The organism is Pseudomonas putida (genome assembly GCF_009883635.2).
Classification (GTDB): domain Bacteria; phylum Pseudomonadota; class Gammaproteobacteria; order Pseudomonadales; family Pseudomonadaceae; genus Aquipseudomonas; species Aquipseudomonas putida_W.
In genome coordinates this window covers 1,640,443-1,667,426 of sequence record NZ_CP026115.2, presented here as the reverse complement: position 1 = coordinate 1,667,426, position 26,984 = coordinate 1,640,443, and the positions used below count along the sequence as shown (strand labels likewise).

Below are 26,984 nucleotides of genomic sequence, written 5' to 3'. Positions count from 1 at the left end.
AACCAAGCTGGGGCTGCAAAAGGAGAAGGTCATGCTCGAGCTCGCCAAAGAGCAGATAGCCATGGGCCAGACGGCCGCCGACAAGGCCGGGGCGTTGCGCCTGCTGGCGGATCAACTGGTGGCCGACGGCCTGGTTGCCGAAGGTTATCTCGAAGGCCTGCAGGCGCGCGAAGCGCAAGGCTCGACGTTCCTTGGGCAGGGCATCGCCATCCCTCACGGCACCCCGCAGACCCGCGAGCTGGTGTTCGCCACCGGCGTGCGCCTGCTGCAGTTCCCCGAGGGTGTGGACTGGGGCGATGGCCAGATCGTTTACCTGGCCATCGGCATCGCCGCCCGTTCCGACGAACACCTGCGCCTGCTGCAGCTGCTGACCCGCGCCCTCGGCGAAACCGACCTGGCCGAGGCATTGCGCCGGGCCAGCTCAGCCGAGGCATTGCTCAAGCTGCTGCAAGGTGCGCCGCAGGAACTGGCGCTGGACGCGCAACTGGTCGGCCTGAACCTGCCAGCTGAAGATTTCGATGAGCTGGCCTGGCGCGGTGCCCGTCTGCTGCAGCGTGCCGGTTGCGTCGACAGCGGTTTCGCGGCCGTGCTGCAGCAGGCCGACCCCCTGCCACTGGGTGAGGGCCTGTGGTGGCTGCACAGCGAGCGTCAGGTGCGCCAACCCGGCCTTGCCTTTATCACCCCGCAGCAGCCCCTGCGTTATCGCGACCAGCCGCTCAATGGCCTGTTCTGCCTGGCCAGCCTTGGCGCGGCCCACCAGGCGCTGCTCGAACGCCTGTGCGAAGTGCTGATCGAAGGCCGTGGGCAAACCCTCTACCAGGCCACTAGCAGCCGAGCCGTGCTCGAGGTGCTGGGCGGCGAGGCGCCGCTTGACTGGCCCACTGCGCGTATCGTGCTGGCCAACCCACATGGGCTGCATGCCCGCCCGGCGAAGGTGCTGGCGCAACTGGCCAAGGGTTTTGAGGGCGAAATCCGTGTGCGGGTCCTCGATAGCGTGCAGCCGGCGGTGTCGATCAAGAGCCTGAGCAAGTTGCTCAGCATCGGCGCCCGCCGTGGTCAGGAACTGGAGCTGAGCGCTGAACCGTCTATTGCTGGCGATGCCTTGCCCGTCCTGCTGGCCGCCATCGAGCAAGGTTTGGGCGAGGAGGTCGAGCCGCTGGTGCAGACCACCACTGCGGACGTTGCTGGCACCGCCGTGGCAGTCCAGGCGCCTGCTGCGGGCAGCCACATCCAGGGCGTCAGTGCATCGCCTGGGATCGCCAGCGGGCCGGCGCATGTCTGCGTCGAGCGCGATATCGATTATCCACTGCGCGGCGAGTCGCCCGCCCAAGAGCGCCTGAAGCTGCGCGACGCGCTGAATGTCGTGCATGGCGAATTGCAGGCGCTGGTGCAGCGCAGCAGCAAGTCGATTGGCGAGATTTTCGTCACCCACCAGGAAATGCTCGCCGACCCGGCCCTGAGCGACGATGTCGACGCCCGCCTGGCCCAGGGTGAAAGTGCGGCGGCGGCCTGGATGGCGGTGATCGAAGCCGCAGCGCGCCAGCAAGAAGCGCTGCACGATGCCCTGCTGGCCGAGCGCGCTGCCGACCTGCGCGACATTGGTCGCCGGGTGCTGGCCCAGTTGTGCGGCGTGCAGGCCCAGGCCGAGCCGGAACAACCCTATGTGCTGGTCATGGGCGAGGTCGGCCCCTCCGATGTCGCCCGCCTTGACCCGGCCCGAGTCGCCGGCATCGTCACCGCTCATGGCGGTGCCACCGCGCACAGCGCGATCGTCGCCCGTGCCTTGGGCATCCCGGCGGTGGTCGGTGCGGGCCCGGCGATCCTGATGCTCGCTTCCGGCACGCCGCTGCTGCTCGACGGCCAGCGCGGCGTGGTCAGCGTCGCGCCGCCCGCCGACGAGCTGCAACGCGCCCTGGCCGAACGCGATCGGCGCGAACAACGCCTGCAAGCTGCCTGGTCACAGCGCCATGAACCGGCAGTAACCCGCGATGGCCATGCCGTCGAAGTGTTCGCCAACATCGGCGAGAGCAGCGGCATCGACAAGGTGGTGGAGCAGGGCGCCGAAGGCGTTGGCCTGCTGCGCACCGAACTGATCTTCATGGCTCACACCCAGGCGCCCGATGTCGCTACCCAGGAAGCGGAGTACCGCCGCGTACTCGACGGCCTCGGCGGCCGGCCACTGGTGGTGCGCACCCTCGATGTGGGGGGCGACAAGCCGTTGCCCTACTGGCCGATCGCTGCCGAAGAAAACCCGTTCCTCGGCGTGCGCGGTGTGCGGCTGACCCTGCAGCGCCCGCAGATCATGGAAGACCAGCTGCGTGCGTTGCTTCGCGCCGCCGATCAGCGGCCCCTGCGCATCATGTTCCCCATGGTCGGGCAAATTCACGAATGGCGTGAGGCGCGGGCCATGGTCGAGCGCCTGCGCCTGGAAACCCCGGTCGCCGATCTGCAGGTCGGGATCATGGTCGAGGTGCCGTCCGCCGCCTTGCTGGCGCAGCAGCTGGCCCGTGAAGTGGACTTCTTCAGCATCGGTACCAACGACCTGACCCAGTACACCCTGGCCATCGACCGTGGTCACCCGAGCCTGTCTGCCCAGGCCGACGGCCTGCACCCGGCGGTGCTGAGCCTGATCGACATGACCGTGCGCGCGGCTCACGCCGAGGGCAAGTGGGTAGGCGTGTGCGGCGAGCTGGCCGCCGACCCGCAGGCGGTGGCCGTGCTGCTGGGGCTGGATGTGGACGAGCTGAGCGTGGCCGCCCGCAGCATTGCGGAAGTCAAAGCCCTGGTGCGCCAGGCTGATCACCAAACGGCCCGCGCCCTGGCGCGCGAGGCCTTGCAACAGGACAGCGCCGCAGCGGTTCGTGCGCTGGTGGAGCGTTACTGAATGGCCAAGATCCTCACCCTGACCCTGAACCCGGCGCTGGACATCACCGTCAGCCTCGACGCCCTGCGCCCAGGCCACGTCAACCGTGCCCACGACCAGCAAAGCCATGCTGCAGGCAAAGGCCTGAACGTGGCCCAGGTGCTGGCCGACCTTGGCCACAGCGTCACAGTCGGGGGCTTCCTGGGCCGCGACAACCTGCAACCGTTCGAGGCGCTGATCGCCCGGCGCGGTTTTGCCGACTGCTTCGTGCGGGTGGCCGGTGAAACCCGCAGCAACCTCAAGCTGGTCGAGGCCGATGGTCGGGTTACCGACATCAACGGCTTGGGGCCGGAGGTCGACGAAGCCGCCCGCGCCGAGCTGCTGCGCCGCCTGCAGCAAGTGGCGCCCGGGCACGACGCGGTGGTGGTCGCGGGCAGCCTGCCGCGTGGCATCAGCCCCGAATGGTTCCGCCAACTGCTCGAGCAGTTGCAGGCACAAGGGCTCAAGGTGGCCCTCGACAGCAGCGGTGACGCGTTGCGTGCCGGCCTGCAGAGTGCCCCCTGGCTGGTCAAACCCAATACCGAAGAACTGGGCGAAGTCCTGGGCCTGGCCGTGCAGACCAGCGCCGAGCAGCGCGCCGCTGCCGGGCAACTGCTGGCCAGTGGGGTCGAGCATGTGGTGGTGTCGGCGGGCGAGCAGGGGGTCAGCTGGTTTACCGCTGGCCATTCGCTGCAAGCGCGCCCGCCCCTGGTGCGGGTTGCCAGTACCGTAGGCGCCGGTGATTCGCTGGTCGCCGGCATGGTCCACGGCCTGCTGGCGGCGGAATGCCCACAGCAGACCTTGCGCCGCGCCACGGCCATTGCCGCGCAGGCCGTCACCCAGGTCGGCTTCGGCATCTGCGACCGCGAGCAGCTCGCGCAGCTGGAGGCCGCCGTGCAACTGACAGAACAACAAGAGGGTTGCCGATGAACATCGCCATTGTCACCGCTTGCCCCAACGGGCAGGTGTCCAGCGTGCTCAGCGCCCGCCTCCTGGCGGCTGCCGCCCAGCGCCGGGGTTGGAGCACCAGTGTCGAGGTACAGGATGCCGAACATCCAGAGCGCCAGCTGACGCCTGCGCAGATAGCCGAGGCCGATTGGGTGCTGGTGGTCGCCACCGGCCCGGTGGACCTCGCGCGATTCGCCGGCAAGCGCGTGTACCAGAGCACCCCGGCGCAGGCCCTGGCCGACCGTGAGGGCTTCCTCGACGAGGCGGCGGGCAAGGCCGAAGTGCTGGCTGCCCAGCCGGTCAGCGCGGTGCCTTCTGCGGCTGTACGGATCGTCGCGGTCACCGCGTGCCCGACGGGCGTGGCGCATACCTTCATGGCGGCTGAAGCCTTGCAGCAGGCGGCGCAACAGCTGGATTACCAGCTCACCGTCGAGACCCAGGGCTCGGTCGGCGCGCGCAACCCGCTGTCGGCCCAGGCCATTGCCGATGCCGATGTGGTGCTGCTGGCCGCTGACATCGAGGTGCCAACGGCACGCTTTGCCGGCAAGCGTATCTACCGCTGCGGCACCGGTATCGCCCTCAAGCAGGCGCGTGCGACCCTGGACAAAGCCCTGGCCGAGGCCAGGGTCGAAAGTGCCACGGATGCTGCAACAGCGGCACCTGCCAAGGCTGAGAAAACCGGTGTCTACAAGCACCTGCTGACCGGTGTTTCGTTCATGCTGCCGATGGTGGTGGCCGGTGGCTTGCTGATCGCCCTGTCGTTCGTCTTCGGCATCGAAGCCTACAAGGAGCCGGGCACTCTGCCCGCCGCACTGATGCAGATTGGCGGCGAGGCGGCATTCAAGCTGATGGTGCCGTTGCTCGCCGGTTACATCGCCTGGTCCATCGCCGACCGCCCGGGCCTGGCGCCGGGGATGATCGGCGGCCTGCTGGCCAGCACCTTGGGAGCCGGCTTCATCGGTGGCATCGTCGCCGGCTTTCTCGCCGGCTACAGCGCCAAGGCCATCGCCCGCTGGGCACGCCTGCCGAGCAGCCTGGACGCGCTCAAGCCAATCCTGATCATCCCGCTGCTGGCCAGCCTGTTCACCGGCCTGGTCATGATCTACGTGGTCGGCCAGCCGGTGGCGGCCATGCTCGAAGGGCTGACGCACTTCCTCGACAGCATGGGCACCACCAACGCCATCCTGCTCGGGCTGCTGTTGGGCGGGATGATGTGCGTCGATCTGGGCGGGCCGATCAACAAGGCCGCCTATGCCTTCTCGGTGGGGCTGCTGGCGTCCTCCAGCTATGCGCCGATGGCGGCGACCATGGCCGCCGGCATGGTGCCGCCGATCGGCCTGGGCATCGCCACCTTCCTCGCCCGGCGCAAGTTCGCCCAGAGCGAGCGCGAGGCGGGCAAGGCGGCGCTGGCGCTGGGGCTGTGCTTCATTTCCGAAGGTGCGATCCCGTTCGCGGCCAAGGACCCGCTGCGAGTGATCCCGGCGAGCATTGCCGGTGGCGCCTTGACCGGTGCGCTGTCGATGTACTTCGGCTGCAAGCTGATGGCGCCCCATGGCGGGCTGTTCGTGTTGCTGATCCCCAATGCGATCAACCATGCGCTGTTGTATCTGCTGGCGATTGTGGCGGGGAGCCTGGTGACGGCAGTGGTGTATGCGGTGATCAAGAAGAGCGAGCGGGTGGAATTGGCTGTGGCATCAGCTAAAGGCTAGAGCCTTCTGTTGGCCTTACCGGCCTCTTCGCGGGGCAAGCCCGCTCCCACAGGAATCGCATGATCCCGTAGGCAACGGTGTACATGTGGGAGCGGGCTTGCCCCGCGAAGAGGCCGTAACAGGCTAGCGCCGATGCTTCTGCCGCAACGGCACCAGCAGATCGGCCAGGCCGTTGTGGTCGACCTCGTGCATCAAGGCCAGTAACCCACCCAGTTCCCCCGCCGGAAAGCCCTTGCGTGCGAACCAGGCCAGATAATCCCCCGGCAGGTCGGCAATGATCCGCCCCTGGTACTTGCCAAAGGGCATGGTGCGAGTTACCAGCAGTTCGAGCATTTCCGGTTTCATCGACGAAGCCTGGCAGTGAATGAGCGCCGACCATACTGCAATCTGCACGAGCACCCAAGCGGCAATCATGCATAACGCCGTTTTCAGGCTTTGCTCAATATCTTTTAACTTTATGATTTAAAAGGATTTATTTTTTAATCATGGCTTGGCACGAAGGCTGCTCTGGTACAGATGACTATCACCTGCCAAGGAGTTCGTACCATGAGCAACCCCAACAAAGACGTGATCGACGTACTTAACGATCTGGTCGAGTACAGCAAGGATGGCGAAAAAGGCTTCAAAGCCTCGGCCGATGATGTGAAAAACTCCGAACTGAAAGCGTTCTTCGTCCAGCGCGCCGGCGAATGCGCCAGTGCGGCGGCTGAGCTGCAGAGCGAAGTGCGCCGCCTGGGCGGCGACCCGGAAACCTCCACCAGCATCAGCGGCGACCTGCACCGTGGTTGGGTCAACCTGAAGTCGATGGTCACCGGCAAGGACGAGGAAGCGGTGCTCAATGAAGTGGAGCGCGGCGAAGACCATGCCCTCAAGGCCTACAAGGAAGCACGTGAGAAACTGGTGAAGCTGGGCCGGATGGCCAGCGATCAGAGCTATGCGCTGGTGGAGAAACAGCTGCAGGGCGTGCAGCGTAACCATGACCAGGTGAAAGCGCTGCGCAACGCCGCCCGCGCGCGTTCCTAGTCCACCGGCCCCTCGACCCGGTTGCGGCCATTGGCCTTAGCCCGGTAGAGCGCTTCGTCCGCGGCACCCAGCACTTGTGTGAGATCTTGCTGGGTGCCGGGGGTGTAGACCCCGACGCCAATGCTCACCGTCACCGCGTGGTGATCGTCAGCAAATGGCGCCAGTGATTCGACTTGTGCGCGGATGCGCTCTGCCAGTACCAACGCGCCCGCCAGCTCTGTCTCAGGCAAGAGTACCTGAAACTCTTCGCCCCCATACCGTGCAGCCAGGTCGGCCGGGCGGCGAATGCACAGCTGCAGCGTGCTGGCGACCTCACGCAAGGCATGGTCACCCCCTGCGTGGCCATGGCGCTGGTTGAATGCCCTGAAGTGATCCACATCCACCATCAGTACTGCCAACGGCTTGCGGTTACGTTGGGCGCGCGACCATTCCTGGCGTAATACCTGGTCCAGCCGGCGGCGGTTGGCCAGGCCGGTCAGGCTGTCGGTGGCGGCCAGGGTCGCCAGGCCTTGTTCGGCTTCGTGGCGGCGGCGCAGTTCGCGGCCCAGCAGCAGCGTCAGCCAGAGAATGCCGATACACAAAACCCCGGTTGCGACGCTGACGACGATGGCGGTTCGTCGCCACGACTGGAAGACTTCCTCGGCCGAATGCACCACCAGCACGATCAAGGGAAGGTCGGCAACCCGGGCAAAGGTATAGATGCGCTGGGTGCCGTACACGCTGGATCTGGCGGTGAAGCTGCCGCTGCGTTCTCCCAGGATGCGTTTGAAGTTGGGCCGGTCGCCGAAGTTGGTGCCGATCAGCGGATCCTTGTCCCTGGTTGGCTGCCGGGCCAGCAACTGGCCGTCGGTATTGAGCAGGTTGATGCTGCTCTCATCACCGATGTCGAGGCGTTGGAACAGCTGATTGAAATAGGACAGGCGCAACGCACCTGCGGCCAACCCTGCAAAAGAGCCGTCAGCTGCAGAGATGCGCCGGCTGAAACTGATGCACCAGTCGAGGTCGCCCAGCCTTGCCTTGAAGGGTGGGCTGATGAACAAGCCGAGGCGCGGGTTGTCGCGATGAGCCTGGAACGCCGGGGTGTCGGCAAAGTTGGCCTGGCGTGGTTTGATGCTTATCGAGTCACCGACCACATCGCCTTTGGCATTCAGCCAGAGGATGTCACCTCGTACCGGGGCGGCGAAGGTCTGATTGAACAGGATCTGCTGGCGCAGCTCGGGGGCAACCTTCAGTAGCTCCGGGTGCCGCACGGCCCAGATCAATCCGCGCAGGGACTGATCGTAGAGTTCGACGTTGCGCAGGATATCGCTTTCGATCAGCTGCACGATGTTGCTGGAGGAGCGCATGGCCGATTGCTCGACGTTTTCGCGTTCGCGGGCCAGCAGGTAGCTGACGATGGCCACGATGGCGAGCACGGCAAGGCAACTGCCCAGGTTGAGGATCAGCTCGGGGTGCGACCTGTAGAATGCGAAACGCGGAGATCGAGTGGGCATGCGCGCTACTGCTGAGGCAGGGCCATTTTCGGCGGGCGACATTCTAGGGAAGTGCGGATTGTCGGACAACATTTGTCCGACGGAATCATGTGGCATTGAGTTGTACTGTGGGCGGGCTTGCCCCGCGAAGCAGGCAACGCGTTGCATGGCACCGGCTCTGCCGGTGTTCGCGGGGCAAGCCCGCTCCCACAGAGGACCGAGGTCTCAGGTCAGAAGATGTTCAGTGGGTAATCGACGATCACCCGCACTTCATCGTTGTCGCTGTTGCTGTCGATCGAGGCATAGCCCTGGCTGCCACGGTGGGTGGCATAGCGCAGCTGCACCGCCAGATCCTTCAGGTCGCCTTCCTGGAACACATACTTCACGTCCAGGTCCCGCTCCCAGTGCATGGCGTTCTTGCCATCGGCGCGGTAGTAGTCGTAGTGGCTGGTGTCCTGGGTGGCCTTGGTCAGGTCCGCCTCACCGCGCGAGTACGACAGCGACGTGCTCAGGCCCGGGATACCGATACCGGCGAAGTTGTAGTCGTACTGCAGCTTCCACGAACGCTCATTCGGGGCGTTGAAGTCCGAGTACATGCGCGAGTTGTCCAGGTACACGCTGTCGCCCAGGTTGATGTAGTCGAACGGCGTGTTGCCGTTGACCCGCTGGTAGGCGGCGGTGATGCTGTGGTAACCGGCGTTGACCGTGAAGTGCAGGCTGTAGGTGTTGTTGTCGATCTTGCCCAGCAGCGCCTGGCCGGTGTCCTGGGTGTGATAGAAGTGCACGCCCGGGTTGAGGCTGACCAGGTCGTTGACCACGTAGGTGTAGTCGAAGTCGGCGTAGTACTGGTTCCAGATGTCCTTCAGCTCGGCCGCGTACAGGTTGGTGGTGATGTTCTCGGTACCGCTCCACGACGCGCCCGCCCAGTTCAGGTGCTTGCTCTTGTCGTGCTCATCCAGGGTGCCGTAGTAGGTGTCGATGCGACGGTGGCCGCTCTGGTTGTACGGGTGGGTGAAGCTGACCTGGCCGCCTTCGAGCAGCAAGCCGTCGACGCTGTGGTTGGTCAGGCTCACACCGCGGAAGGTCTGCGGCAGCATGCGGGTTTCACCGCCAGCGATCACCGGGTTGGTGATGAACAGGTCACCGGCTTTCAACTCGGTGTCGAACGCCTTGAACTTGACCGCTGCACCGGCCGTGGAGAACGAGTGCGGGGCTGCGCCCAGTTCACCGTCGTCCTTGATGTGCTCGGGCAGGATGCTGGTGCCGGCATGGCCGCCACCGCCGTCGAGCTTCAGGCCCAGCATGGCATGGGCATCGAGGCCGAAGCCAACCACGCCCGGGGTGTAGCCGGACTCGAAACGGGCGACCGCGCCCTGGCCCCACTCGCGGGTGTCGCGCACGCCGGCGTTGTGGTTGTCGCGGTTGAAGTAGGCATTACGAAAATGCAGGTTGAAGGACGAACCTTCGATGAAGCCATCAGCCTTGTCTTCATCTGCCTGGGCGGCGAAGGGGATCGTTGCAGTCAACGCAATGAACAGCGGGGTAAAACGAAACGCGGAAGGCACCGGTACTAGCTCCTTTGGTCTGGCGGTGGGGCAGTTTTTATTTTTGAATGTGCGTTTTTTTATTGTGTACGTTACGGCGGGGCTGATAGTTAGAGCACATAAAAAAAGCCGCTGATCGGCAGCGGCTTTAAAAGGCTAACATATCGGCACCAACGGTGCCCATGGCGTAGCCGAGGGAAAACAGGAGCGGGTTCGATGCGCGATCAGCTATCGGCATTGGCGTCGCTGGAAATTTTCGAAGCTGTCTGTTCTGCGTCTTTGCCGGCGTCAGCCTTGTGTGCCAGGGCTTCGCGGGAGTCTTGGTGAACAGCGGCAAGTTCTGCAGTGCGCGCAACGAAAGCCGGGGATTCTTCGGCCATGGCCAGGGGCGACAACAACAGGGACGACAGAACGAAAACGCTGGCAATACCCATACTGTTGGACATGATTGAAACTACCTTCTTGCGGGGCAAGTGCTATGAGGACGGGGCTAAAGTTAGTCCGTTTAATGCCCCGGAAACAGCGTCTATGGCGATAAGCACTGTTGCGCAAAAGGTAATGATGCCGGAAGAGCACTTGGGCGTTTGCCTGAAAGGCCCGTGCCAGAGGGTTCGCGTGGCCCATTGTCGGAGCGGTTTCAAATCGCAGAACTATCACTTTTACCAGGTGACACGCGGCGCGTCAGGCCAGATGCTGGATGCATGGCTTCCGATATCTTCTCGAAACGCGAGGCAGGCACGACATGGCAGCGCGTTCGACCAGGCAAATGCGAGCACAGGCAGCTGTCCTGCATGCAGGTACGCCAACAGTCACCAGCCCTTTCCATACCTTGGCTCTTTATCGTGCGGAATACACCCCCGGCGTTTCGCCGCGCTTGCTGAGTGAACGCACGGTCAAGGATCCGTCAGCCCGGGCAACACGAATATTCGGTGCGCGAGCCTTGCTCAACGAGGTCACCGCAAACGCGGACGCAGAGACGGTCACTGCCCTTGATGGCCGACCCTTGTCGTTGCATACCGCGGATGGTGATGTCGCCCTGCGTTTACAGGACAGTGCCGGGCGCCCGCTGTGGTCGCTCAATGCCCAGCAGACAGCGACCGCTATGAGCTACGAAGCAGCCTCGCTCAGTGGGCGGCCACTGTCGTTGACGGAGATGGCTGCCGGTGCCCCGTTAGGCCGTGTACGTGAACGTTACTGTTATGCACCTGCGGGAGAATCGTACTGGAAGGCCCGCAATCTCTGCGGACATGTGCGGGAATCCTGTAACAACGCAGGCATCGACCGATCACTCAGCCTGTCACTGACTGGCCAATCTTTGGCGTCCGAGCAATGTCTCCTGAAGGTTGAAATAGAACAACCGGATTGGTTTCGTACCACAGAAGAAGATGTCGAGGCCCCCCTGGAGGTTTTGAATCGGCTCGATGCTACCGGCGCCCTGCTGAGTACCACTCATGCCGCCGGTGTCACCACTCTCGAGATTTACGGCATCAGCGGTGCACGCGAGCAGACGCGGGTCAGATACATGAAAGGTGGCAAGGTTGGAGAAGTCGTTACTTTGCGCGACGCTCGCTATGCTGCCAATTCCAGGCTGCTGGAGCAAACCGCTGGTAACGGTGTCCTGGACCGCTATGAATATGACCCCCGGGTTCCTCGTCTCAAGCGACGTCTGACCGCTCGCCCTGTGGGCCACCCTCTGGGCGGTCTGGTCATCAGTGACCTGCATTACGAGCACGATCCAGTCGGCAACATCCTCAGCCTCGATGACCAGGGTGCAGACCCTGAGTGGCACAACAACCTGCAGGCCACGGGGCTTCGACAATACGCTTACGACACGCTGAACCGCTTGGTTTCGGCAACCGGACGTGAGCGCGTGCTTGCGGCTCGGCATCATCCCTCATCAGGCATTCGCAGTGACCCGAGTGCTGGCCAGGTGTGGGCTCCCTACAAAGAAGAGTATTCCTACGATGATGGAAACAATCTTTGGCGGATCTGGCATAACGCAGGCGCAGGTCAGCGCACGGTCGAACTCGACGTGGCGCTAGGGAGCAATCATGCCGTCATGAAAGGGCAAGGGCATACGCCTGAGACGGGCTTTCTGGCTGGAGGGTTGCAGAAACAGCTGGCCGGTGGGGGGCATTTGCAGTGGCATGCGGACAACCAGCTCAAGGCTGTCACCCTGATCAGGCGCAACCATGAAGACGATGACGAAGAACGCTATCACTACGCGGATGGAGCTCGACGGACCCGCAAAGCGCTTTCGGTAAAAGTCGGTGGTGGCAGGCAGACTACCTTGACCACGTACACCCACGCTTTCGAGCTGCGCCAGCGAGCGTTGGGAGGTGTGTCCGAGCCCCAGCGTCATGTGGTTATCACGACGATGGGAACTGCTCGTTTGGTGATGAGCCCACCCAATGGCGAAGCGCAACTGCGTTTCGGCTTCAGCGATCACTTGAACAGTTCGGGCGGTGAGACGGACGCTGCTGGCAAGGTCATCGTGCGTGAGGAATATGCACCCTATGGTGGGACGGTTGGTGAAGATGAACCCGCAACCGAAGTCGACAACTTGACGCAACGAACGCTGCGCCATGCGGGTAAGGAGCGGGATGCGACGGGTTTGTATTTTTACGGTTGGCGTTATTACCAACCGGAAGTCGGACGCTGGTTGAGTGCGGATCCAGGCGGCTTGATCGATGGGGTAAATCTATTCCGGATGGTCAAGAATTCGCCTGTGAATTTTCATGATGACAACGGCAGGGTCCCGCTTGACGTGAACGCACTCAGAAATAATAACGTGGGTGGCTATCCTGCAACTTCCGTAAGTCTTTCATTGTTGAATGAAGAGACACCTAATGACGTGCTCATGAGGGAGGAAATGGAACATTCGGAAATTGATGATTACAAAATCTCATCGTTTTCTGGTCAGCCCCCTCAACTCTCAGGGTTCACGGCTGAGTTTCTCCCGAATGTTTGGATAATAAGTTTTTTGCAGCGGGACCCTATCCTGAAAGCCCATGCATCAACGGTGGTGCTTGAACAATATAGGCTGGTGTCGAAGGCGAATAACTTCTATGGCACGTTGCCGACAGCCATCGTGTTTAGCGATGTCGTCAATCAGCAGGCAATCCTTTCGCTGAAAACGAGATTTAAAGATCTATTTTCATCCTCTCAAAGACAAGCTTATTCAAGGGTAAAGCGCTTTCTTGGAACGCCAGGGCTGGGTATGTTTACCACTGGATTAATTAATCGTCTGGGTTTGGAGGCTACAGCCGTCAGCTTGCATGATAATAAATTTATCAAGGTTGAAGTCAGGCCTGCGACTGAGACGACCCTGGAGCAAAATCGACTGGCGGAAACTGCTCTGCGCGCTCAGCTGTCGAAGCAAAAAGCTGATTACCGTACCCAGGCAAGTAACAGAAGAGGGCGATTAACACGATTGTAAGCCATCGGGTCTCGCCTGCGTGATCGCGGCGTACGTTTAGAGGACGTCGGCAGCATATGGCGGCGTAGAGTATCTCTGACAATGTAGAAGCATCAACCTGAGCTTGTCATGTGCACGCGGGGCAAGCGTATGCCAAATGTATTTGAACCTGACACACTGCGCACGAAAACTTCGCCACCGTGCATCACCGCAATCGCCTTGACGATCGCCAACCCCAACCCATGATTACCGCCACCGCTGTTGCTGCGCGCCGCGTCCACCCGGTAGAACCGCTCGAACAGCAGCGGAAGGTGTGCATCATCGATGGCCGGCCCGGGGTTGCTCACTGCGATGCTGACCTGTTCAGGGCCTGCCTCGATACGAACATCAATGAGCTGGTGCGGCGCCGTATGCTGCACGGCATTGTTCAGCAGGTTGATCAGCGCCCGGCGCAGTTGGGCCTTCTCGATGGGGGCCTGGGCATCGCCGCTGACGGTGACGCTGACCTGGGCGTCTTCGAGGATGTAGTCCAGGTAATCGAGGGTGGTGGCGACTTCTTCGGCCAGCGAGGCCTGGGTCAGTGCGGTGGCCTTGCTGCCCTGGTCGGCGCTGGCGAGGAACAGCATGTCGTTGATGATGCTGCGCAGGCGCTCCAGCTCTTCCAGGTTCGATTGCAGCACCTCGAAGTAGTGCTCGGCGCTGCGTCCGCGGGTGAGGGCGACCTGGGTCTGGCCGATCAAATTGGTCAGCGGCGAGCGCAATTCGTGGGCGACGTCGGCGTTGAAGGCTTCGAGCCGCGAATAGGCCTGGCTGACCCTGTCCAGCGCTGCGTTGAAGGCGCCGGCGAACTGCGCCAGCTCCGGCGCCAGGTTGACCGTCTGCAGACGCCCGTCCAGGCGTGGTGGTGCCAGGGCCTGAGCCTCGACGGACAACGCCAGCAGCGGCCGCAGGCCGATACGCGCCACCCAGTAACCCAGCACCGAAGCCAGCAGCACACCGAGCACGGCCAGGCCGACTATGGCCACCAGCAGGCTGTGCTGGGCTTGCCAGAAGGTTTCGGTGTCGATGCCGATCAGAAAGCGCAGCGGCGGGCGCTCGCCCAGGGCCGGCAGTTCGCTGACCAGCACTTTGTACGGGTAGGGCCGCTCGGGCAGGCGCAGGTCGCGCATGCCTTGTCCACCTTCGGCGAATGCCCGGACCAGCTCGCTGGGGTGGCCGTATTCGTAGTCCGGGTTACTGCTGACTACCCAGAAGCGGATGCGCTTGTCTTCCTCGCTGAGCAGGTTGAGCTTGTTGTTGATCTTGGCCCAGTGCTCGGGTGTGCCGAAACGGTTGAGGGTGGACTCCAGCACGCTGAAACGCGCATCCAGCTCGGCCGCCGGCAACAGGTCGAGGCTGCGGTCGACCTGGCGGTACAGCGCCGAGCCGATCAGCACGAACACCCCCAGCGCCACCAGGATGAACAGTGCCGACAGGCGCAGGGCGATGGAATTAAGCGGCGCGGTTTTCCAGGACATAGCCCATGCCTCGGATGGTGTGCAGCAGCTTGTTGTCGAACGGCCCGTCGAGCTTGGCACGCAGGCGCTTGATGGCCACTTCGACGACATTGGCGTCGCTGTCGAAGTTGATGTCCCAGACCAGCTCGGCGATGGCGGTCTTGGAAAGGATTTCGCCCTGGCGCCGGGCCAGCACGCTGAGCAGCGAGAATTCCTTGGCGGTCAGCTCCAGGCGCTGGCCGGCGCGGCTGGCCTTGCGCGCCATCAGGTCGATCCACAGGTCGCCGACCTGGATCTGCAACGGCTCGTGGCTGCTGCTGCGGCGGGTCAGGGCCTGCAGCCGGGCGACCAGTTCGAGGAACGAGAACGGCTTGCCCAGGTAATCGTCGGCGCCTTCGCGCAGGCCGTGGATGCGGTCTTCGACGCGCTCGCGGGCGGTGAGCATGATCACCGGCGTCTGCTTGCGCGCGCGCAGTGCGCGCAGTACGCCGTAGCCGTCCAGGCCCGGCAGCATCACATCGAGCACGATCACCGCGTAGTCGCCCTCCAGGGCCAGGTGCAGGCCGTCGATGCCGTCCCGTGCAAGGTCGACGGTAAAGCCCTGTTCGGTCAGGCCGCGATGCAGGTAGTCGGCGGTTTTTTCTTCGTCTTCGATGATCAGCACACGCATGGTCTTGTCCTAGCTGGCACTTGGCGCCGCCGCACGGGCGGCCTGGCGGCGGTGGAACAGGCGCTCCAGGGCCAAGTATATGACCGGGGTGGTGAACAGCGTCAGCGCCTGGCTCACCAGCAACCCGCCGACCACCGCGATGCCCAGCGGCTGGCGCAGCTCGGCGCCGGCGCCGAAGCCGAACATCAGCGGCACCGCGCCCAGCAGGGCGGCCAGAGTGGTCATGATGATCGGCCGGAAGCGCGTCAGGCACGCCTGGTGAATCGCCTGCTCGGGCGTCATGCCGTGGTGGCGTTGGGCTTCCAGGGCGAAGTCGATGAGCAGGATGCCGTTCTTCTTGACGATACCGATCAGCAACACCACGCCGATCAGGCCCATGATGCTGAAGTCCTGGCCCATGGCCCAGAGCAAAATCAATGCTCCCAGGCCGGCCGAGGGCAGGGTTGAGATGATGGTCAATGGGTGGACGAAGCTCTCGTAGAGCACGCCGAGGATGATGTACACCGCCACCAGTGCGGCGAGGATCAGCCATGGCTGGCTCGACAGCGAACTCTGGAAGGCCTGGGCCGCGCCCTGGAAGTTGCCGCTGATCGAGTCGGGCATGCCCAGTTCGCGCTGGGTGCGTTCGAGGATCTTCACCGCGTCGCCCAAGGCCACGCCGGGGGCCAGGTTGAACGACAGGTTGGCCGCCGGGAACAGGCCATCGTGGCTGATCGACAGAGGGCCGGTGCTCGGTGGCGCGACATGCGCCAGGGCCGACAGCGGCACCATCTCGTTGGTCAGCGGTGAGCGCAGGTAGAAGAAGTTCAGGCTCTCGGCCTTGCCGCGCTGCTTCGCGTCCAGCTCGAGGATCACCTTGTACTGGTTGGTCTCGGTCTGGAACTCGCTGATTTGCCGCTGGCCGAAGGCATCGTACAGCGCCTGGTCGACGTCGGTGGTGGTCAGGCCGAAGCGCGCCGCAGCCTGGCGGTCGATGTCGATGCGGGTGACGCTGGCGCCCAGCTGCAGGTCGTTGGACAGGTCGCGGAACACCGAGTTTTCCCGCAGGCGGTCGGTCAGGCGCTGGGTCCACAGGTTCAGCGCCACGCCGTCGTTGCTCTTGAGCACGTACTGGTACTGGGTGCGCGAGGGGCCGGAGCTGAGGTTGATGTCCTGGCCGGCGCGCATGTACAGGACGATGCCCGGCACCTGGGCCAGCTTCGGCCGCAGCCGGTCGATCAGCTCGCTGGCCGACACATCGCGCTCACCACGCGGCTTGAGGGCGATCCAGAAACGGCCGTTGGCGATGGTCTGGTTGCTGCCGGTGACCCCCACCGAATGGGAGTAGGCTTGCACCGCCGGGTCGTCACCGATGATCTTCGCCAGCGCCAGGTGCTTCTCGACCATCGACGGGTACGACACGTCTGCCGCCGCCTCGGTGGTGCCGAGGATGAAACCGGTGTCTTGCAGCGGGAAGAAGCCCTTGGGGATGCCGACGTAACCGACCACGGCCAGGGCCAGGGTCACGCCGAACACGCCAAGGGTCAGGCGCTGGTGGGCGAGCGCCCGGTTCAGGCCCTTTTCGTACCACTTCACCAGCCGTTCGCCGAAGCCGCCGTGGTGCTCGCCGGGTGGCCGGCGCATGAACAGTGCGCACAGGGTTGGCGCCAGGGTCAGCGACACCACCACCGAAATGAGGATGGTGGAGGTGGCGGTCAGGGCGAATTCCTTGAACAGCCGGCCGACCACACCGCCCATGAACAGCAACGGGATGAACGCGGCAATCAGCGAGAAGCTGATCGACACCACGGTAAAGCCGATCTCGCCCGCGCCTTTGAGCGCCGCCGTGCGGCTGTCGTCGCCGGCCTCCAGGTGCCGGTGGATGTTCTCCACCACGACGATGGCGTCGTCCACCACGAAACCCACCGAGATGACGATGGCCACCAATGTGAGGTTGTTGAGGCTGAAGCCCATGACGTACATCAGCGCGCAACTGGCGATCAGCGACACGCCGAGCACGCTGGACACCACCATCGTTGCCGACCATTGGCGCAGGAATAGCGCCATCACCCCGATCACCAGGGCCACGGCGATCATCAAGGTCAGCTCGACTTCGTGCAAGGAGGCGCGAATGGTCTGGGTGCGGTCCTGCAGCACCGACACTTCGATCGACGCGGGTAGCATTTCCTGCAGCTTGGGTAGGGCCGCCATCACCCGGTCGACGGTGTCGACGATGTTTGCCCCAGGCTGGCGGAACACCACCAGGTTGAGCCCCGGCTGGTCGCCGGACCAGGCTTTGACATAGGCGTTCTCGGCGCCGTTGATGACCTTGGCCACGTCCTTGAGGTGCACCGGCGCGCCGTTACGGTACGAGACGATCAGCTGGGCGTAGTCTTCGGGGTGGAACAGCTGGTCGTTGGCGGCGATGGTCGAGACGCTGTGTTCGCCGTACAACGCGCCCTTGGCCAGGTTCAGGCTGGTCTGCTGGATGGCCTGGCGCACATCGGCCAGCGTCAGGCCGATGGCAGCGAGTTTTTCCGGCTGGGCCTGCACGCGAATGGCCGGGCGCAGCTGGCCGGTGATGTTGATCAGGCCGACCCCTTCGATCTGGCTGAGCTGGCGTGCCAGCAGGGTTTCGGCGTAGTCGCTGAGGTCATTGCCGGGCATTTGCGCGGAGCTGACGGTGAGCACCAGCACCGGGCTGTCGGCCGGGTTGACCTTGCGCCAGGTCGGCGGGTTGGGCAGGTCCTGGGGCAGGCGGGCGGTGGCGGTGTTGATCGCCGCCTGGACTTCCTGGGCGGCGGTGTCGATGTTCTTGTCGAGGGTGAACTGCAGGATCAGCGTGGTCGAGCCCAGCGCACTGCTGCTGGTCATCTGGGTCATGCCGGGGATGGCGCTGAACTGCACCTCCAGCGGCGTGGCCACCGAGGACGCCATGGTTTCCGGGCTGGCACCGGGCAGCTGGGTGGTGACCTGGATGGTCGGGAAGTCCGCTTCGGGCAACGGTGCCACCGGCAGCCGCGGGAAGGCGATGGCGCCGAGCAGTACCAGGGCGAAGGTCAGCAGCAGGGTGGCGATCGGGTGGTCGATGCACCAGGCCGAAACACCGTTGCGGGTATTCATGGCTGGCTCCTGCGGTCAGCCATTTCCGCCGGCGGCGGTGCGTCCGGAGTGACCTCGACCCGCGAGCCGGGCTTGAGCCGTGACTGGCCGTCGAGCACCAGGCGCTCGCCAGGCTTGACCCCGGCGATGATGTTCAGGCCGCTGTCCTGGTACAGCACCTTGACCGGCACGCTGGTGACCTTGTCACCGTCCAGGCGGTAGACGAAGTGCCCATCGACGCCCCGCTGCACCACCGGCGGCGGCACCACCAGCGCGTTCTCCTCGACCGCCGTGCGCAGGCGGATGGTGACCAGTTGCCCCGGCCACAGGCGGCCGTCCTTGTTGTCGAATTCGGCCTTGACCCGCACCGTGCCGGTGTTGGCCGAGATCTGGTTGTCGATCAGCGCCAAGTGGCCTTCGCCCAGCAGGCTGCGTTCGCCGTCGGCGTCCATGTAGGCCTCTACCAGCGCCGGGGTTGGCGCCTTGAGCAGGGCCTGCAGGGTGGGCAGCATCTGTTGCGGCAAGGCGAACTCGACGGCGATGGGGTCGATCTGGGTGACGCTGAACAGGCTTTGGGTGTCGCTGGTGCGTACCAGGTTGCCGGGGTCGACATTGCGAATGCCGACGCGCCCGGTCACCGGCGAGCGGATCTGTGTGTAGGACAGCTGCACTTCGGCATTGGCGATGGCCGCCTGGTTGCCCTTGACCGTGGCCTGCAGCTGGTTGACCAGTGCCTGTTGCTGGTCGAGGGTTTGCTTGGACACGCCATCGTCGGTGCTGAGCAGGCGGTAGCGCTTCAGGTCGACGCCGGCCACCTGGATCTGCGCCTGGCTCTGGCCGAGCTGGGCGCGGGCCTGGTCGAGGCTGGCGCGGATTGCGCGGTCATCCAGGGTGGCGAGCAGGTCGCCTTCCTTGACCCACTGGCCTTCTTTGACCAGCACCTGGGTCAGTACGCCTTCGACCTGTGGTCGCACTTCGACGCTGTGCAGTGAAAGCACCGAGCCGATGGCGCTGGCATAGCGCGGCACGTCCTGCTGGGCGACGCTGACCACGCGCACCGGGATCGCCGCTTGTGCACGGGGCGTGGAGGCCTCCTGGCGTTGGCCATACCAGACGCCCAGGGCCACCAGGGCGAGCAGCGCCAACGCGACGAGAAGTACAGAACGGGAAGGACGTCGCATCGGCGCGGGCACCTTGGCCAAGGGGTGGGAAACGGAGGTATGTATTGGAGTTTATAGCGCTGTGACCGGGTCGGCAGCGTGACAGCTGGCTGACAGCGGTGACAGGTTGGGGGTGGTGTTGGGTTTGGGGATGTCCGGCTTGAGTTTTGGCGTGATGCGGAAATCGAGCGCCGCCCGCGCGGCGCATCGCGAGCTAGCGCTCGCTCCTACGTTTGTTCCGGGCCAGTAACGCTTGTGGCAGGCGCGCGCGACCGCCTTGGTGGTACGACGCGATATCACGACATGCGCCAAGGCGCCCGCGCGCAAATCCCACAGGAATAACTGGCCCGAAATAAACGTAGGAGCGAGCGCCAGCTCGCGATGCGCCGCGCGGGCGGCGCTCGATCTCATAGGCGCTGAAGATGTCGTGGCAAGCACCTTGTGGCCCTAACGCGAACCTGCCACGGCCTGCTCACCTAAAACCCAATGAAGGCATAGTAGACCGGCGCCTCAGCAGTGGTCCGCAATCCCCGAGCCTGCAAATCACTCACCAGTTCAGGCTGCTCCACATGCAGCATCCACTCAGCCCCGTTCCCTGATGACGCCTGCGCCAGAGCAGCGGCAAAGGCCGTCATGTCCGGCAGCCAAGCGGTAAACCCATTGCCCTTGAGCGCGCTGGTGGTCATCCCCAGTGCCTCGCAGATGGCCACCTTGGCCGCAATATCATCACGATCCGCCTGCCGCGAAGCCTGCACCAGCGCCAGCAGCGCCGGGTCCACCGGCAGCGAACCATGGATCAGTTCAGGCCCTTGCTCCCAAGCCTCCGGTGGGCAGTCCTTGTTCTCCGGCCGCAGCGGAATATGCGGGTTGATTTCCACCGGGTAGATGCGACAGACCAGTGGTCGGTTTTCATAAATGGTGCACAGGTCGTTGTCGTCGAGGTTGCGACAGCGCCCCGGGTTGAACGCGGCAAAGGTCACCGAAACGCGCACTTCGCTGCCGCCGCAAGGCACCGGATACGAGCGACGCAACACATGCTCGCGCTGGTCCACCGGCATCCCTGGGCCATCGGTCACGAAGCCTTCGATCAAGACCACCACCTGACCACCGCCTGTTGCCCATTGGCGCGCCTCGTCCAAGGTCAATGGCACATGGTGGCCAGTACAGCATTTGCCACAGCCAGTACAGGCAAAACGCAGGCCGTCGTTCACTTGGCGTCCGGGTTCCATTCGCTGACGTAGGCATGCTGCTGCTTGCGGTCGTACAGGCACAGCTCGGTGCCGGTGCGTTGCTGCATGTGCTTCTGTGGATAAACCCCTTCGATCAGCAAGGCGCTGAAACCGACCTGGTCATCGAACTCCGCCGGTTTGCCACGGGCGTGGGCATCCTTGAACTGGCTGGCCTTCAGGCAGGCCTTGAGCATCTGCTGGCGCTGCTCGTTCCACGCCTGGGTGCTGGAGGCCTGGGCAACACCGCTGAACAGGGCGCAGGCGATCAGGAGAGAGCAGAAAAACTTCATACGCGGTTCCGGGAATTGTTCCGAGGGGCGCGAATTATGCCCGAGTCATCCCTGGCGGCAAGCCAGGGAGTTTGTCGCTGAATATAACAACACGTGCTTCAGCGCTCGGCAAACACCACGGTCCGCGCCGCCGTCACCAGGCAGTCGGTCAGGTCGGGCGAGGAGAACTTGGTGAGGATGGCATTGGCCCCGGCCACCTTGGCTTTCTCGCTGCTCATGGCGCTGTCCAGCGAGGTGTGCAGTAGCACATAGAGGTGCTGGAAGTCCGGCGTCTCGCGCAAAGTGCGGGTAAACGCATAGCCGTCCATCTCGGACATTTCGATGTCCGAGACGATGATGTTGATCTCCTGGGCGGTGCCCTGCAGCTCCAGCAGCACGTTCATCGCATCCTTGGCACTGCGTGCCGTGTGGCAGTCGATACCGAGATTTCGCAGGGTGTGCACCGACTGCTGCAGCGCCACCTGGCTGTCGTCGACCACCAGGATGTTGGCGGCGGCCAGCAGGCTGGCGTCTTCCTCGCTCAGCTCGCCCGGCTGTGGCTCAGGCTCCGGTGGGGCGATGCCGTGGATGACCTTTTCGATGTCCAGCACCTGCACCAGGGTGTTGTCGACCCGGGTCACGCCGGTGATGAACGAACGGTTGCCCGAGCCGAACGGCGGCGGCTTGATGTCGGTGCTCAGGCAATGGACGATGCGGCTCACGGCCTGCACGTGCAGGCCTTGGCGCGAGCGGCTGATCTCGGTGACGATCAGGCAGCCGCCCTGTGGGTCTTCAAGTGGGCGTTCGCCGATGGCGCGGGACAGGTCGATCACCGACAGCGAGTTGCCGCGCAGGATGGCCACGCCTTTAACGTGCGGGTGCGACTCGGGCAGCTTGGTCAGGGGCGGGCAGGGGATGATCTCGCTGACCTTGAGCAGGTTGATTGCCATCAGCTTGCCGCTGCGCAGGGTGAATAGCAGCAGCGACAGCGAGTCCGCGCGGGCATTTTGCGTGGCCATGGTGACCTTCGTGGGAGACAGGGGATGACGGGTTATCGGCCTGATTTCGCGGCGCTTTAGCGTCCATGCACAGATTGCCAAGGAGTGCAGGATCCTGTGGGAGCCGCGCTTGCCGGCGATGGGCCGCGAAGCGGCCCCACGATTTCAAGGTTGTTGCATAAATTGCCGGGGCCGCTTCGCGGCCCATCGCCGGCAAGCGCGGCTCCCACAGGTATCTGTGTCGCGCCTGAGATCAGCGTTCACGCAGGGCCTCGCGGGCGCGGTTCAGCGGTTTGATCAGATAATCGAGGATGGTCTTCTCGCCCGTACGGATATCCACCGTGGCAATCATCCCTGGCACGATCGCGAAGTGCTTGCCGGCTTTGTTGGTCAGGCTGTCCTGCTCGGTGCGGATGAACACCCGGTAGTAGTAGATCTCCGGTTTCACCTCATCCTGCAGGGTATCCGGCGAGATCCCCACCACTTTGCCTTCCAGCCCGCCATACACCGAGTAGTCATAGGCGCTGATCTTAACCTTGGCCGCCTGGTCTGGGTGGATGAAGGCGATGTCCCGTGGGGCGATGCGCGTTTCGATCAGCAGCCGTTCGTCCATCGGTACGATCTTCATCACCTGCCCGCCAGGCTGCACCACGCCACCCAAGGTATTCACTTCGATATCCTTGACGATGCCGCGCACCGGCGAGCGCAGGGTCAGGCGGGTGAGCGAATCGCTGCGCCCGCGAATCACCTCCGACAGGCTGTCGGCCTCGGCACTGGCCTTGGCCAGCTCTTCGCGGGCGCGCACCAGGTATTCGGAGCGGGCTTCATTGGCCTTGAGCTCCAGCTCCGAGCGCTGGCGGTTCAGGCGGATCACTTCGACCCGGCTGGAGGCGCCCATCTTGGCCAGGTTTTCGGTGATCTTCAGCTCTGCACGCACCAGCCGCAGCGAATCCTCGATGCCGGCCAGGGTCTGTTCCAGGCCACGGCGGCGGGTTTCGTACAGCGCCGTCTCGGCGTCGATCAGGTCGGGCGAATCGCGCAGGCTTTCAGGGAAACTCAGCGGCTTGCCGGTAACCTCGGCACGCAGGCGCGCCACGCTGGCCTTGGCCGCACGGTACTTGGCTTCGCTCTCGCCAACGCTGGAGGCGGTCTTGGTCGGGTCGAGCTGGGTGAGGACCTGACCGCGTTCGACCAGGTCGCCTTCGGCCACGTTCATCTCGGCGACGATGCCGCCTTCGAACGACTGGATCACCTGCTCGCGTGAACTGGGGATCACCTTGCCCGTGCCGGTGGACACCTCGGTCACCTCGAACCAGGCGGCCCAGGCCAGGAACGCGGCGAGCATGATTGCGCAGATGGTGATGATGCGGCCGGCGCGCAGCACGGCCTGGTCGTCCTGGCCATCCAGGTAGGAGGCGGGGAGTTCGTGGTTGCTCATGCCTGCGCTCCTTGCAGCTTGGCCAGGGCGGCGTCGCGTTTGTCGTCGATGACGATGCGCCCGCCGTCCAGCACGATGATGCGCTCCACGCGCTGCAGTACGCTGAGGCGGTGGGTGGCGATCACCAACGTGCGGCCCTGGCAGAAGCGATCGAGGTTATCCAGCAGCTTGCGTTCGGTGACGTCGTCGAGCGAAGCGGTGGGCTCGTCGAGCAGCAGCACCTGCGGTTGGCGAACCAGCAAACGCGCCAGCACCAGGGCCTGACGCTGCCCGCCGGACAGGCCCACGCCGCCTTCGAGAATCAGGTGGTCGAGGCCCTTGGGCAGGTGGCGGACGAACTCCAGCGCCCCGGTGGCGGCCAGCGCGGCTACCAGTTCCTGGTCGCTGGCCTGGCCGGCGCCGAGGGTGAGGTTTTCCCGCAGGGTGCCGTGGAACAGCCGGGCGTACTGGGCCAGCAGGCCGACGTCACGACGCAGGTCGGCCGGGTCGAGGTGGGCCATGGCGATGCCGTCGAGGCTCACTTCGCCCTGGCTCAGGTCCATGGCACCGCCCAACGCCTGCAGCAGGGTCGATTTGCCGGCGCCGTTGCGCCCGAGCACGGCGATGCGCTCGCCGGGCTGGATGTCGAGCTGGCCGATGCTCAGCACCGGTGGCGCTTCCGGGCTGTAGCGGAAGTGGGCCTGGCGCAGCGCATATTCGCCACGGATCGCCGGCAGGTGCACGCGGGCCTCGCCTTCGGGGTGGTCGACCGGCGCCTGCATCAGTTTGTCCAGGCCTTGCAGGGCCACCTTGGCCTGCTGCCAGCGGGTCAGTACGTGGGTCAGCTGCGCCAGTGGCGCCATCATCCGTGACGACAGCATCGAGGCAGCCACCAGGCTACCGGTGGTGAGGTCGCCGGCAATCACCATCGGCGCGCCGATCACGATGACCACGGCGAACACCGCGCCTTGCACGTTCTGGGTCCAGGTCACCAGGCCGTTGGTCAGGGTGCGCAGGCGCAGGCTGGTGTGCGCGCAGGCGGCGTTGTACTGGTTCCACTGGCGCTCGAAGCGCGCCTCGGCCTGCAGCGCCTTGATCTCGTCCAGGCCCTGGATGCTCTCCACCAGCATGGCGTTGCGCAGCGACGACTCGCGCATCGAGGCATTGGCCAGTGCCGCCAGGCGCCGCTGCGCCAGCAGCCCCGGGATGACCATGGCCAGCAGCGCCACCAGCGGGATGAACACCAGCACCCCGCCGATCAGCCAGAACACCAGCAGGAACAGCAGGAAGAACGGCAGGTCGGCCAAGGCCGTGGCGGTGCTCGAAGTGATCAGGTCGCGGATCGACTCCAGCTCGCGCAACTGCGAGATGAACGAGCCGGTGGATTTCGGCCGTGCCGAATTGCGCAGGCGCAGCGCATGGCCGTAGACCAGGTCGGACACCCGCAGGTCGGCACGCTTGCCCAGCAGGTCGGTAACCTTCAGCCGCAGCAGGCGCATGCTGAAGTCGAACACCAGCGCCAGTACCACGCCACCGAACAGCACGTACAAGGTTGGCAGTGACTCGGCGGGGATCACCCGGTCATACACCTGCATCGAAAACAGCACCCCGGCCAGGGCCAGCACGTTGGCCACCAAGGAGGCGACCATCACCTGGCCGTACGGGCGCAGGTCGCGCAGCACGATACGGGTGAACCAGTGGCGGTCATAGGGCGCGGTATAGTCGTCGGTGCGCACATCCCGCAGCGGCCGTGCCGGGCGCATCAATGCCACGCGGTTGATGCGCCCTTCGAGCGCATCACGGGGCAGGCGCGAGGTCAGGCGCTGGTCGCCGGCGAACACCACGGCCAGCTCGTTTTCCTCGGTCACCGCCTCGACCGTGGCCAACTGGCCATCGTCCAGTTCCAGCACCAGCGGCGTGCGCCACTGGCGCAGGCCCTTGGCGTCGTAGCGCACGAAGCGCAAGGTCAGCCCGGCCTGGCGGGCCATGTGCCGGAGGATCTCATCCAGCGGGCGCGCATCTTCGACCGCCGCCAGGCGAATGCGCTGGGGCGAGACATCCAGGCGATAGTGGTGGGCGACCTGCAGCATCACTTCCAGCCACGGGCCCAGATCGGGCCGGTGCACCACCGGCTGCTCCGGATTCTGCGCCTGACCGGCCTGGGTCAGCTTGACGGTATCGTTCATGGCTCGATTTCCACCCCTTGCAGGTTGCGCCCTTCCAGCCCGAAGGCGGTACGCAGGGCGCCGGAGTTGTACAGGCAGTCGACATCCAGGCGCAGCAGGTCGGAGCGGGTGCCGGCGAGTTCGAAGCGTGACTGGTAGATCTCCTGCTCGGCGTTGAGCAGGTCGAGCAAGGGCCGGGTGCCCAGGTCCAGGTATTGCCTGCCATACAGTGCGCGGGCTTCCTGGATGCTGGCCTGGCGCGCTTCAAGCGAATTCAGGCGACGGCCCAGCCCGGACGTCTGCGCCATGGCTTCGGCCAGGCCGCGGCGGGCCTGCAGGCGTGCGGCGTCTTCGGCGGAATCGGCGGCGCTCAGGGCATGGCCGGCGGCGCGGCTGCGGGCGCTGATGGCACCACCCTGGTAGATGGGCACCTCGACGTTCAGGTAGATGCCCGCCTGGGTGCGGTCCAGGCTTCGGTTGTCGCGGTTGTAGTCGTTGTCCAGGTAGTGGTTGACCTGCGGTTGCAGCGACAGCGTGGGGTAGGCTTCGGCCTTGGCCTGGGCCAGTTCGGCCTGGGACTGGGCGCGCAAGGCCAGGGCCATCAGCACGGCCGGCAACCGGTCGCTGCCGCCTGAAGCGCGCTTGCACGCATGGTTCAGCTCTGGTGGCGACTCCTCGGCCAGGGCCGGCGGTGCTACCCGGCCAAGCAGTTCGGCCAGGGTCGAACGCCAGCGTTCGTACTGCGACTGGTATTCCTCGAGGGTGGCGCGGGCGCCTTCCACCCGCGACTCGGCCTGGACCACATCGGAGCGGGTGCTGGCGCCCATGTCGCTGCGCTGGCGGGCCATGCCGGCGATGTCGCCGACGCCACGGATCTGGTCGCGGGCGATGACCATCAATTGTTCGTAACGGCGGGTTTCGATCCAGGCGTAGGCGGTGTCGCGGGCGAGGTCGTCGACCACCAGCAGGATATTGGCCTGGGCCCGGGTAGCGGCGGCCTGGGCGGCACTGACGGCATTGTCGACCTTGCCGAAGTCGTAGAGCATCTGCTTCAACGACAGGTTCAGCGCCTGGCTGTTGCGGTCGCCGCCGTAGCCGGTGTCATAACCGGTGCGCAGACCGCCGGAAATCTGTGGGTAGTAACCGGCACGGGCGACGTTGATGCCTTCGCCCTGCTTGTACAGGTTGCCGACCGCCTCGGCGATGCTCGGGTGCCACTGCGCGGCGGTCAGCACCGCCTCGGCCAGCCCCAGGCGGTCGCCATTGTTGTTGGACTGCCCTGAAGGCGGGCGAGCGGGGATGGCGTCGGGCGCGTCGCGCATCAATGAGGGCCCGATGGTGCGCAGTCTGGGGTCTATGTCATCGGCTGCCTGGGCGACCGGGTTCAGGTTCAACACCAGGAGCCCGAAGGCTCCCAGCCACAGCGGTGACAGCGTACTGCTTCGCTTCACGAAATTCCCTTACTGCTGTTCGTCCTTGCCGC

Annotated in this window: 19 protein-coding genes; 5 read left to right on the top strand and 14 right to left on the bottom strand. The window is 64.5% G+C overall.

The features are described 5' to 3' along the window. The first annotated feature begins 31 nt into the window (after nucleotides 1-31). Genes ptsP through C2H86_RS07620 form a run of 3 tightly spaced genes read left to right on the top strand, consistent with a single transcriptional unit; the run spans nucleotide 32 to nucleotide 5,559 of the window. Nucleotides 32-2,884 (top strand): phosphoenolpyruvate--protein phosphotransferase, encoded by a 2,853-nt coding sequence (ptsP, locus tag C2H86_RS07630; RefSeq protein ID WP_159412077.1) that lies wholly within the window; start codon nucleotides 32-34, stop codon nucleotides 2,882-2,884. Then, nucleotides 2,885-3,832, top strand: coding sequence for a 1-phosphofructokinase (gene pfkB / locus C2H86_RS07625; RefSeq protein WP_159412076.1), 948 nt, complete (start codon nucleotides 2,885-2,887; stop codon nucleotides 3,830-3,832). Next, nucleotides 3,829-5,559, top strand: coding sequence for a PTS fructose-like transporter subunit IIB (locus C2H86_RS07620; protein ID WP_159412075.1), 1,731 nt, complete (start codon nucleotides 3,829-3,831; stop codon nucleotides 5,557-5,559). The genes pfkB and C2H86_RS07620 overlap by 4 nt, the downstream gene beginning before the upstream one ends. Before the next feature lie 123 nt (nucleotides 5,560-5,682). Here C2H86_RS07620 and C2H86_RS07615 read toward each other — a convergent pair whose 3' ends face one another. Continuing rightward, the gene (locus C2H86_RS07615) at nucleotides 5,683-5,904 is read right to left on the bottom strand and encodes a DUF3820 family protein (RefSeq protein WP_060512540.1); all 222 of its coding nucleotides are present in this window, start codon (nucleotides 5,902-5,904) and stop codon (nucleotides 5,683-5,685) included. 201 nt (nucleotides 5,905-6,105) lie between these two features. On the opposite strand from C2H86_RS07615, the gene C2H86_RS07610 reads away from it, so the two are divergent. Next, on the top strand, nucleotides 6,106-6,582 hold the full coding sequence (locus C2H86_RS07610; protein WP_159412074.1) for a ferritin-like domain-containing protein: 477 nt from the start codon (nucleotides 6,106-6,108) through the stop codon (nucleotides 6,580-6,582). On the opposite strand, the gene C2H86_RS07605 is transcribed toward C2H86_RS07610, so the two are convergent. The 3 genes from C2H86_RS07605 to C2H86_RS07595 all read right to left on the bottom strand — a co-directional run bounded on the left by C2H86_RS07605 (nucleotide 6,579) and on the right by C2H86_RS07595 (nucleotide 10,044). After that, nucleotides 6,579-8,075 (bottom strand): GGDEF domain-containing protein, encoded by a 1,497-nt coding sequence (locus C2H86_RS07605; RefSeq protein ID WP_159412073.1) that lies wholly within the window; start codon nucleotides 8,073-8,075, stop codon nucleotides 6,579-6,581. The two genes, C2H86_RS07610 and C2H86_RS07605, sit on opposite strands and share 4 nt — an antisense overlap. A 209-nt stretch (nucleotides 8,076-8,284) precedes the next feature. Beyond that, nucleotides 8,285-9,619 carry an OprD family porin gene (locus C2H86_RS07600; protein WP_159412072.1) on the bottom strand — a complete coding sequence of 445 codons (1,335 nt, stop codon included), beginning with the start codon at nucleotides 9,617-9,619 and terminating at the stop codon, nucleotides 8,285-8,287. Nucleotides 9,620-9,822: 203 nt separating this feature from the next. Beyond that, on the bottom strand, nucleotides 9,823-10,044 hold the full coding sequence (locus C2H86_RS07595) for a hypothetical protein (RefSeq protein ID WP_159412071.1): 222 nt from the start codon (nucleotides 10,042-10,044) through the stop codon (nucleotides 9,823-9,825). Between the two features lie 296 nt (nucleotides 10,045-10,340). Here C2H86_RS07595 and C2H86_RS07590 point away from each other — a divergent pair, with 296 nt between their 5' ends. Then, nucleotides 10,341-13,037, top strand: coding sequence for an RHS repeat-associated core domain-containing protein (locus tag C2H86_RS07590; protein WP_159412070.1), 2,697 nt, complete (start codon nucleotides 10,341-10,343; stop codon nucleotides 13,035-13,037). Between the two features lie 92 nt (nucleotides 13,038-13,129). Here C2H86_RS07590 and C2H86_RS07585 read toward each other — a convergent pair whose 3' ends face one another. From C2H86_RS07585 to C2H86_RS07540, 10 genes are all read right to left on the bottom strand, one after another. After that, complete coding sequence (locus C2H86_RS07585) at nucleotides 13,130-14,533, bottom strand: heavy metal sensor histidine kinase (RefSeq protein WP_159412069.1); 1,404 nt, start codon at nucleotides 14,531-14,533, stop codon at nucleotides 13,130-13,132. Next, nucleotides 14,508-15,182 (bottom strand): heavy metal response regulator transcription factor, encoded by a 675-nt coding sequence (locus C2H86_RS07580; RefSeq protein WP_027918369.1) that lies wholly within the window; start codon nucleotides 15,180-15,182, stop codon nucleotides 14,508-14,510. The genes C2H86_RS07585 and C2H86_RS07580 overlap by 26 nt, the downstream gene beginning before the upstream one ends. Nucleotides 15,183-15,191: 9 nt before the next feature. Further along, nucleotides 15,192-18,284 carry a multidrug efflux RND transporter permease subunit gene (locus C2H86_RS07575; RefSeq protein ID WP_159412068.1) on the bottom strand — a complete coding sequence of 1,031 codons (3,093 nt, stop codon included), beginning with the start codon at nucleotides 18,282-18,284 and terminating at the stop codon, nucleotides 15,192-15,194. Then, the gene (locus tag C2H86_RS07570) at nucleotides 18,281-19,444 is read right to left on the bottom strand and encodes an efflux RND transporter periplasmic adaptor subunit (RefSeq protein WP_159412067.1); all 1,164 of its coding nucleotides are present in this window, start codon (nucleotides 19,442-19,444) and stop codon (nucleotides 18,281-18,283) included. The genes C2H86_RS07575 and C2H86_RS07570 overlap by 4 nt, the downstream gene beginning before the upstream one ends. 455 nt (nucleotides 19,445-19,899) lie before the next feature. Next, complete coding sequence (locus C2H86_RS07565) at nucleotides 19,900-20,634, bottom strand: YkgJ family cysteine cluster protein (RefSeq protein ID WP_159412066.1); 735 nt, start codon at nucleotides 20,632-20,634, stop codon at nucleotides 19,900-19,902. Then, nucleotides 20,631-20,942, bottom strand: coding sequence for a hypothetical protein (locus C2H86_RS07560; RefSeq protein WP_159412065.1), 312 nt, complete (start codon nucleotides 20,940-20,942; stop codon nucleotides 20,631-20,633). Before C2H86_RS07560 ends, C2H86_RS07565 begins: the two co-directional genes overlap by 4 nt. Nucleotides 20,943-21,040: 98 nt before the next feature. After that, complete coding sequence (locus tag C2H86_RS07555) at nucleotides 21,041-21,940, bottom strand: chemotaxis protein (RefSeq protein ID WP_159412064.1); 900 nt, start codon at nucleotides 21,938-21,940, stop codon at nucleotides 21,041-21,043. A 232-nt stretch (nucleotides 21,941-22,172) separates the two neighbouring features. Then, on the bottom strand, nucleotides 22,173-23,357 hold the full coding sequence (locus tag C2H86_RS07550) for an HlyD family type I secretion periplasmic adaptor subunit (protein ID WP_159412063.1): 1,185 nt from the start codon (nucleotides 23,355-23,357) through the stop codon (nucleotides 22,173-22,175). Continuing rightward, nucleotides 23,354-25,522: a type I secretion system permease/ATPase gene (locus C2H86_RS07545; RefSeq protein WP_159412062.1), complete on the bottom strand. Its 2,169-nt coding sequence runs from the start codon at nucleotides 25,520-25,522 to the stop codon at nucleotides 23,354-23,356. Before C2H86_RS07545 ends, C2H86_RS07550 begins: the two co-directional genes overlap by 4 nt. After that, entirely contained in the window at nucleotides 25,519-26,952 is a 1,434-nt protein-coding gene (locus C2H86_RS07540; RefSeq protein ID WP_159412061.1) for a TolC family outer membrane protein, read from the bottom strand. Before C2H86_RS07540 ends, C2H86_RS07545 begins: the two co-directional genes overlap by 4 nt. Between the last annotated feature and the right edge of the window lie 32 nt (nucleotides 26,953-26,984).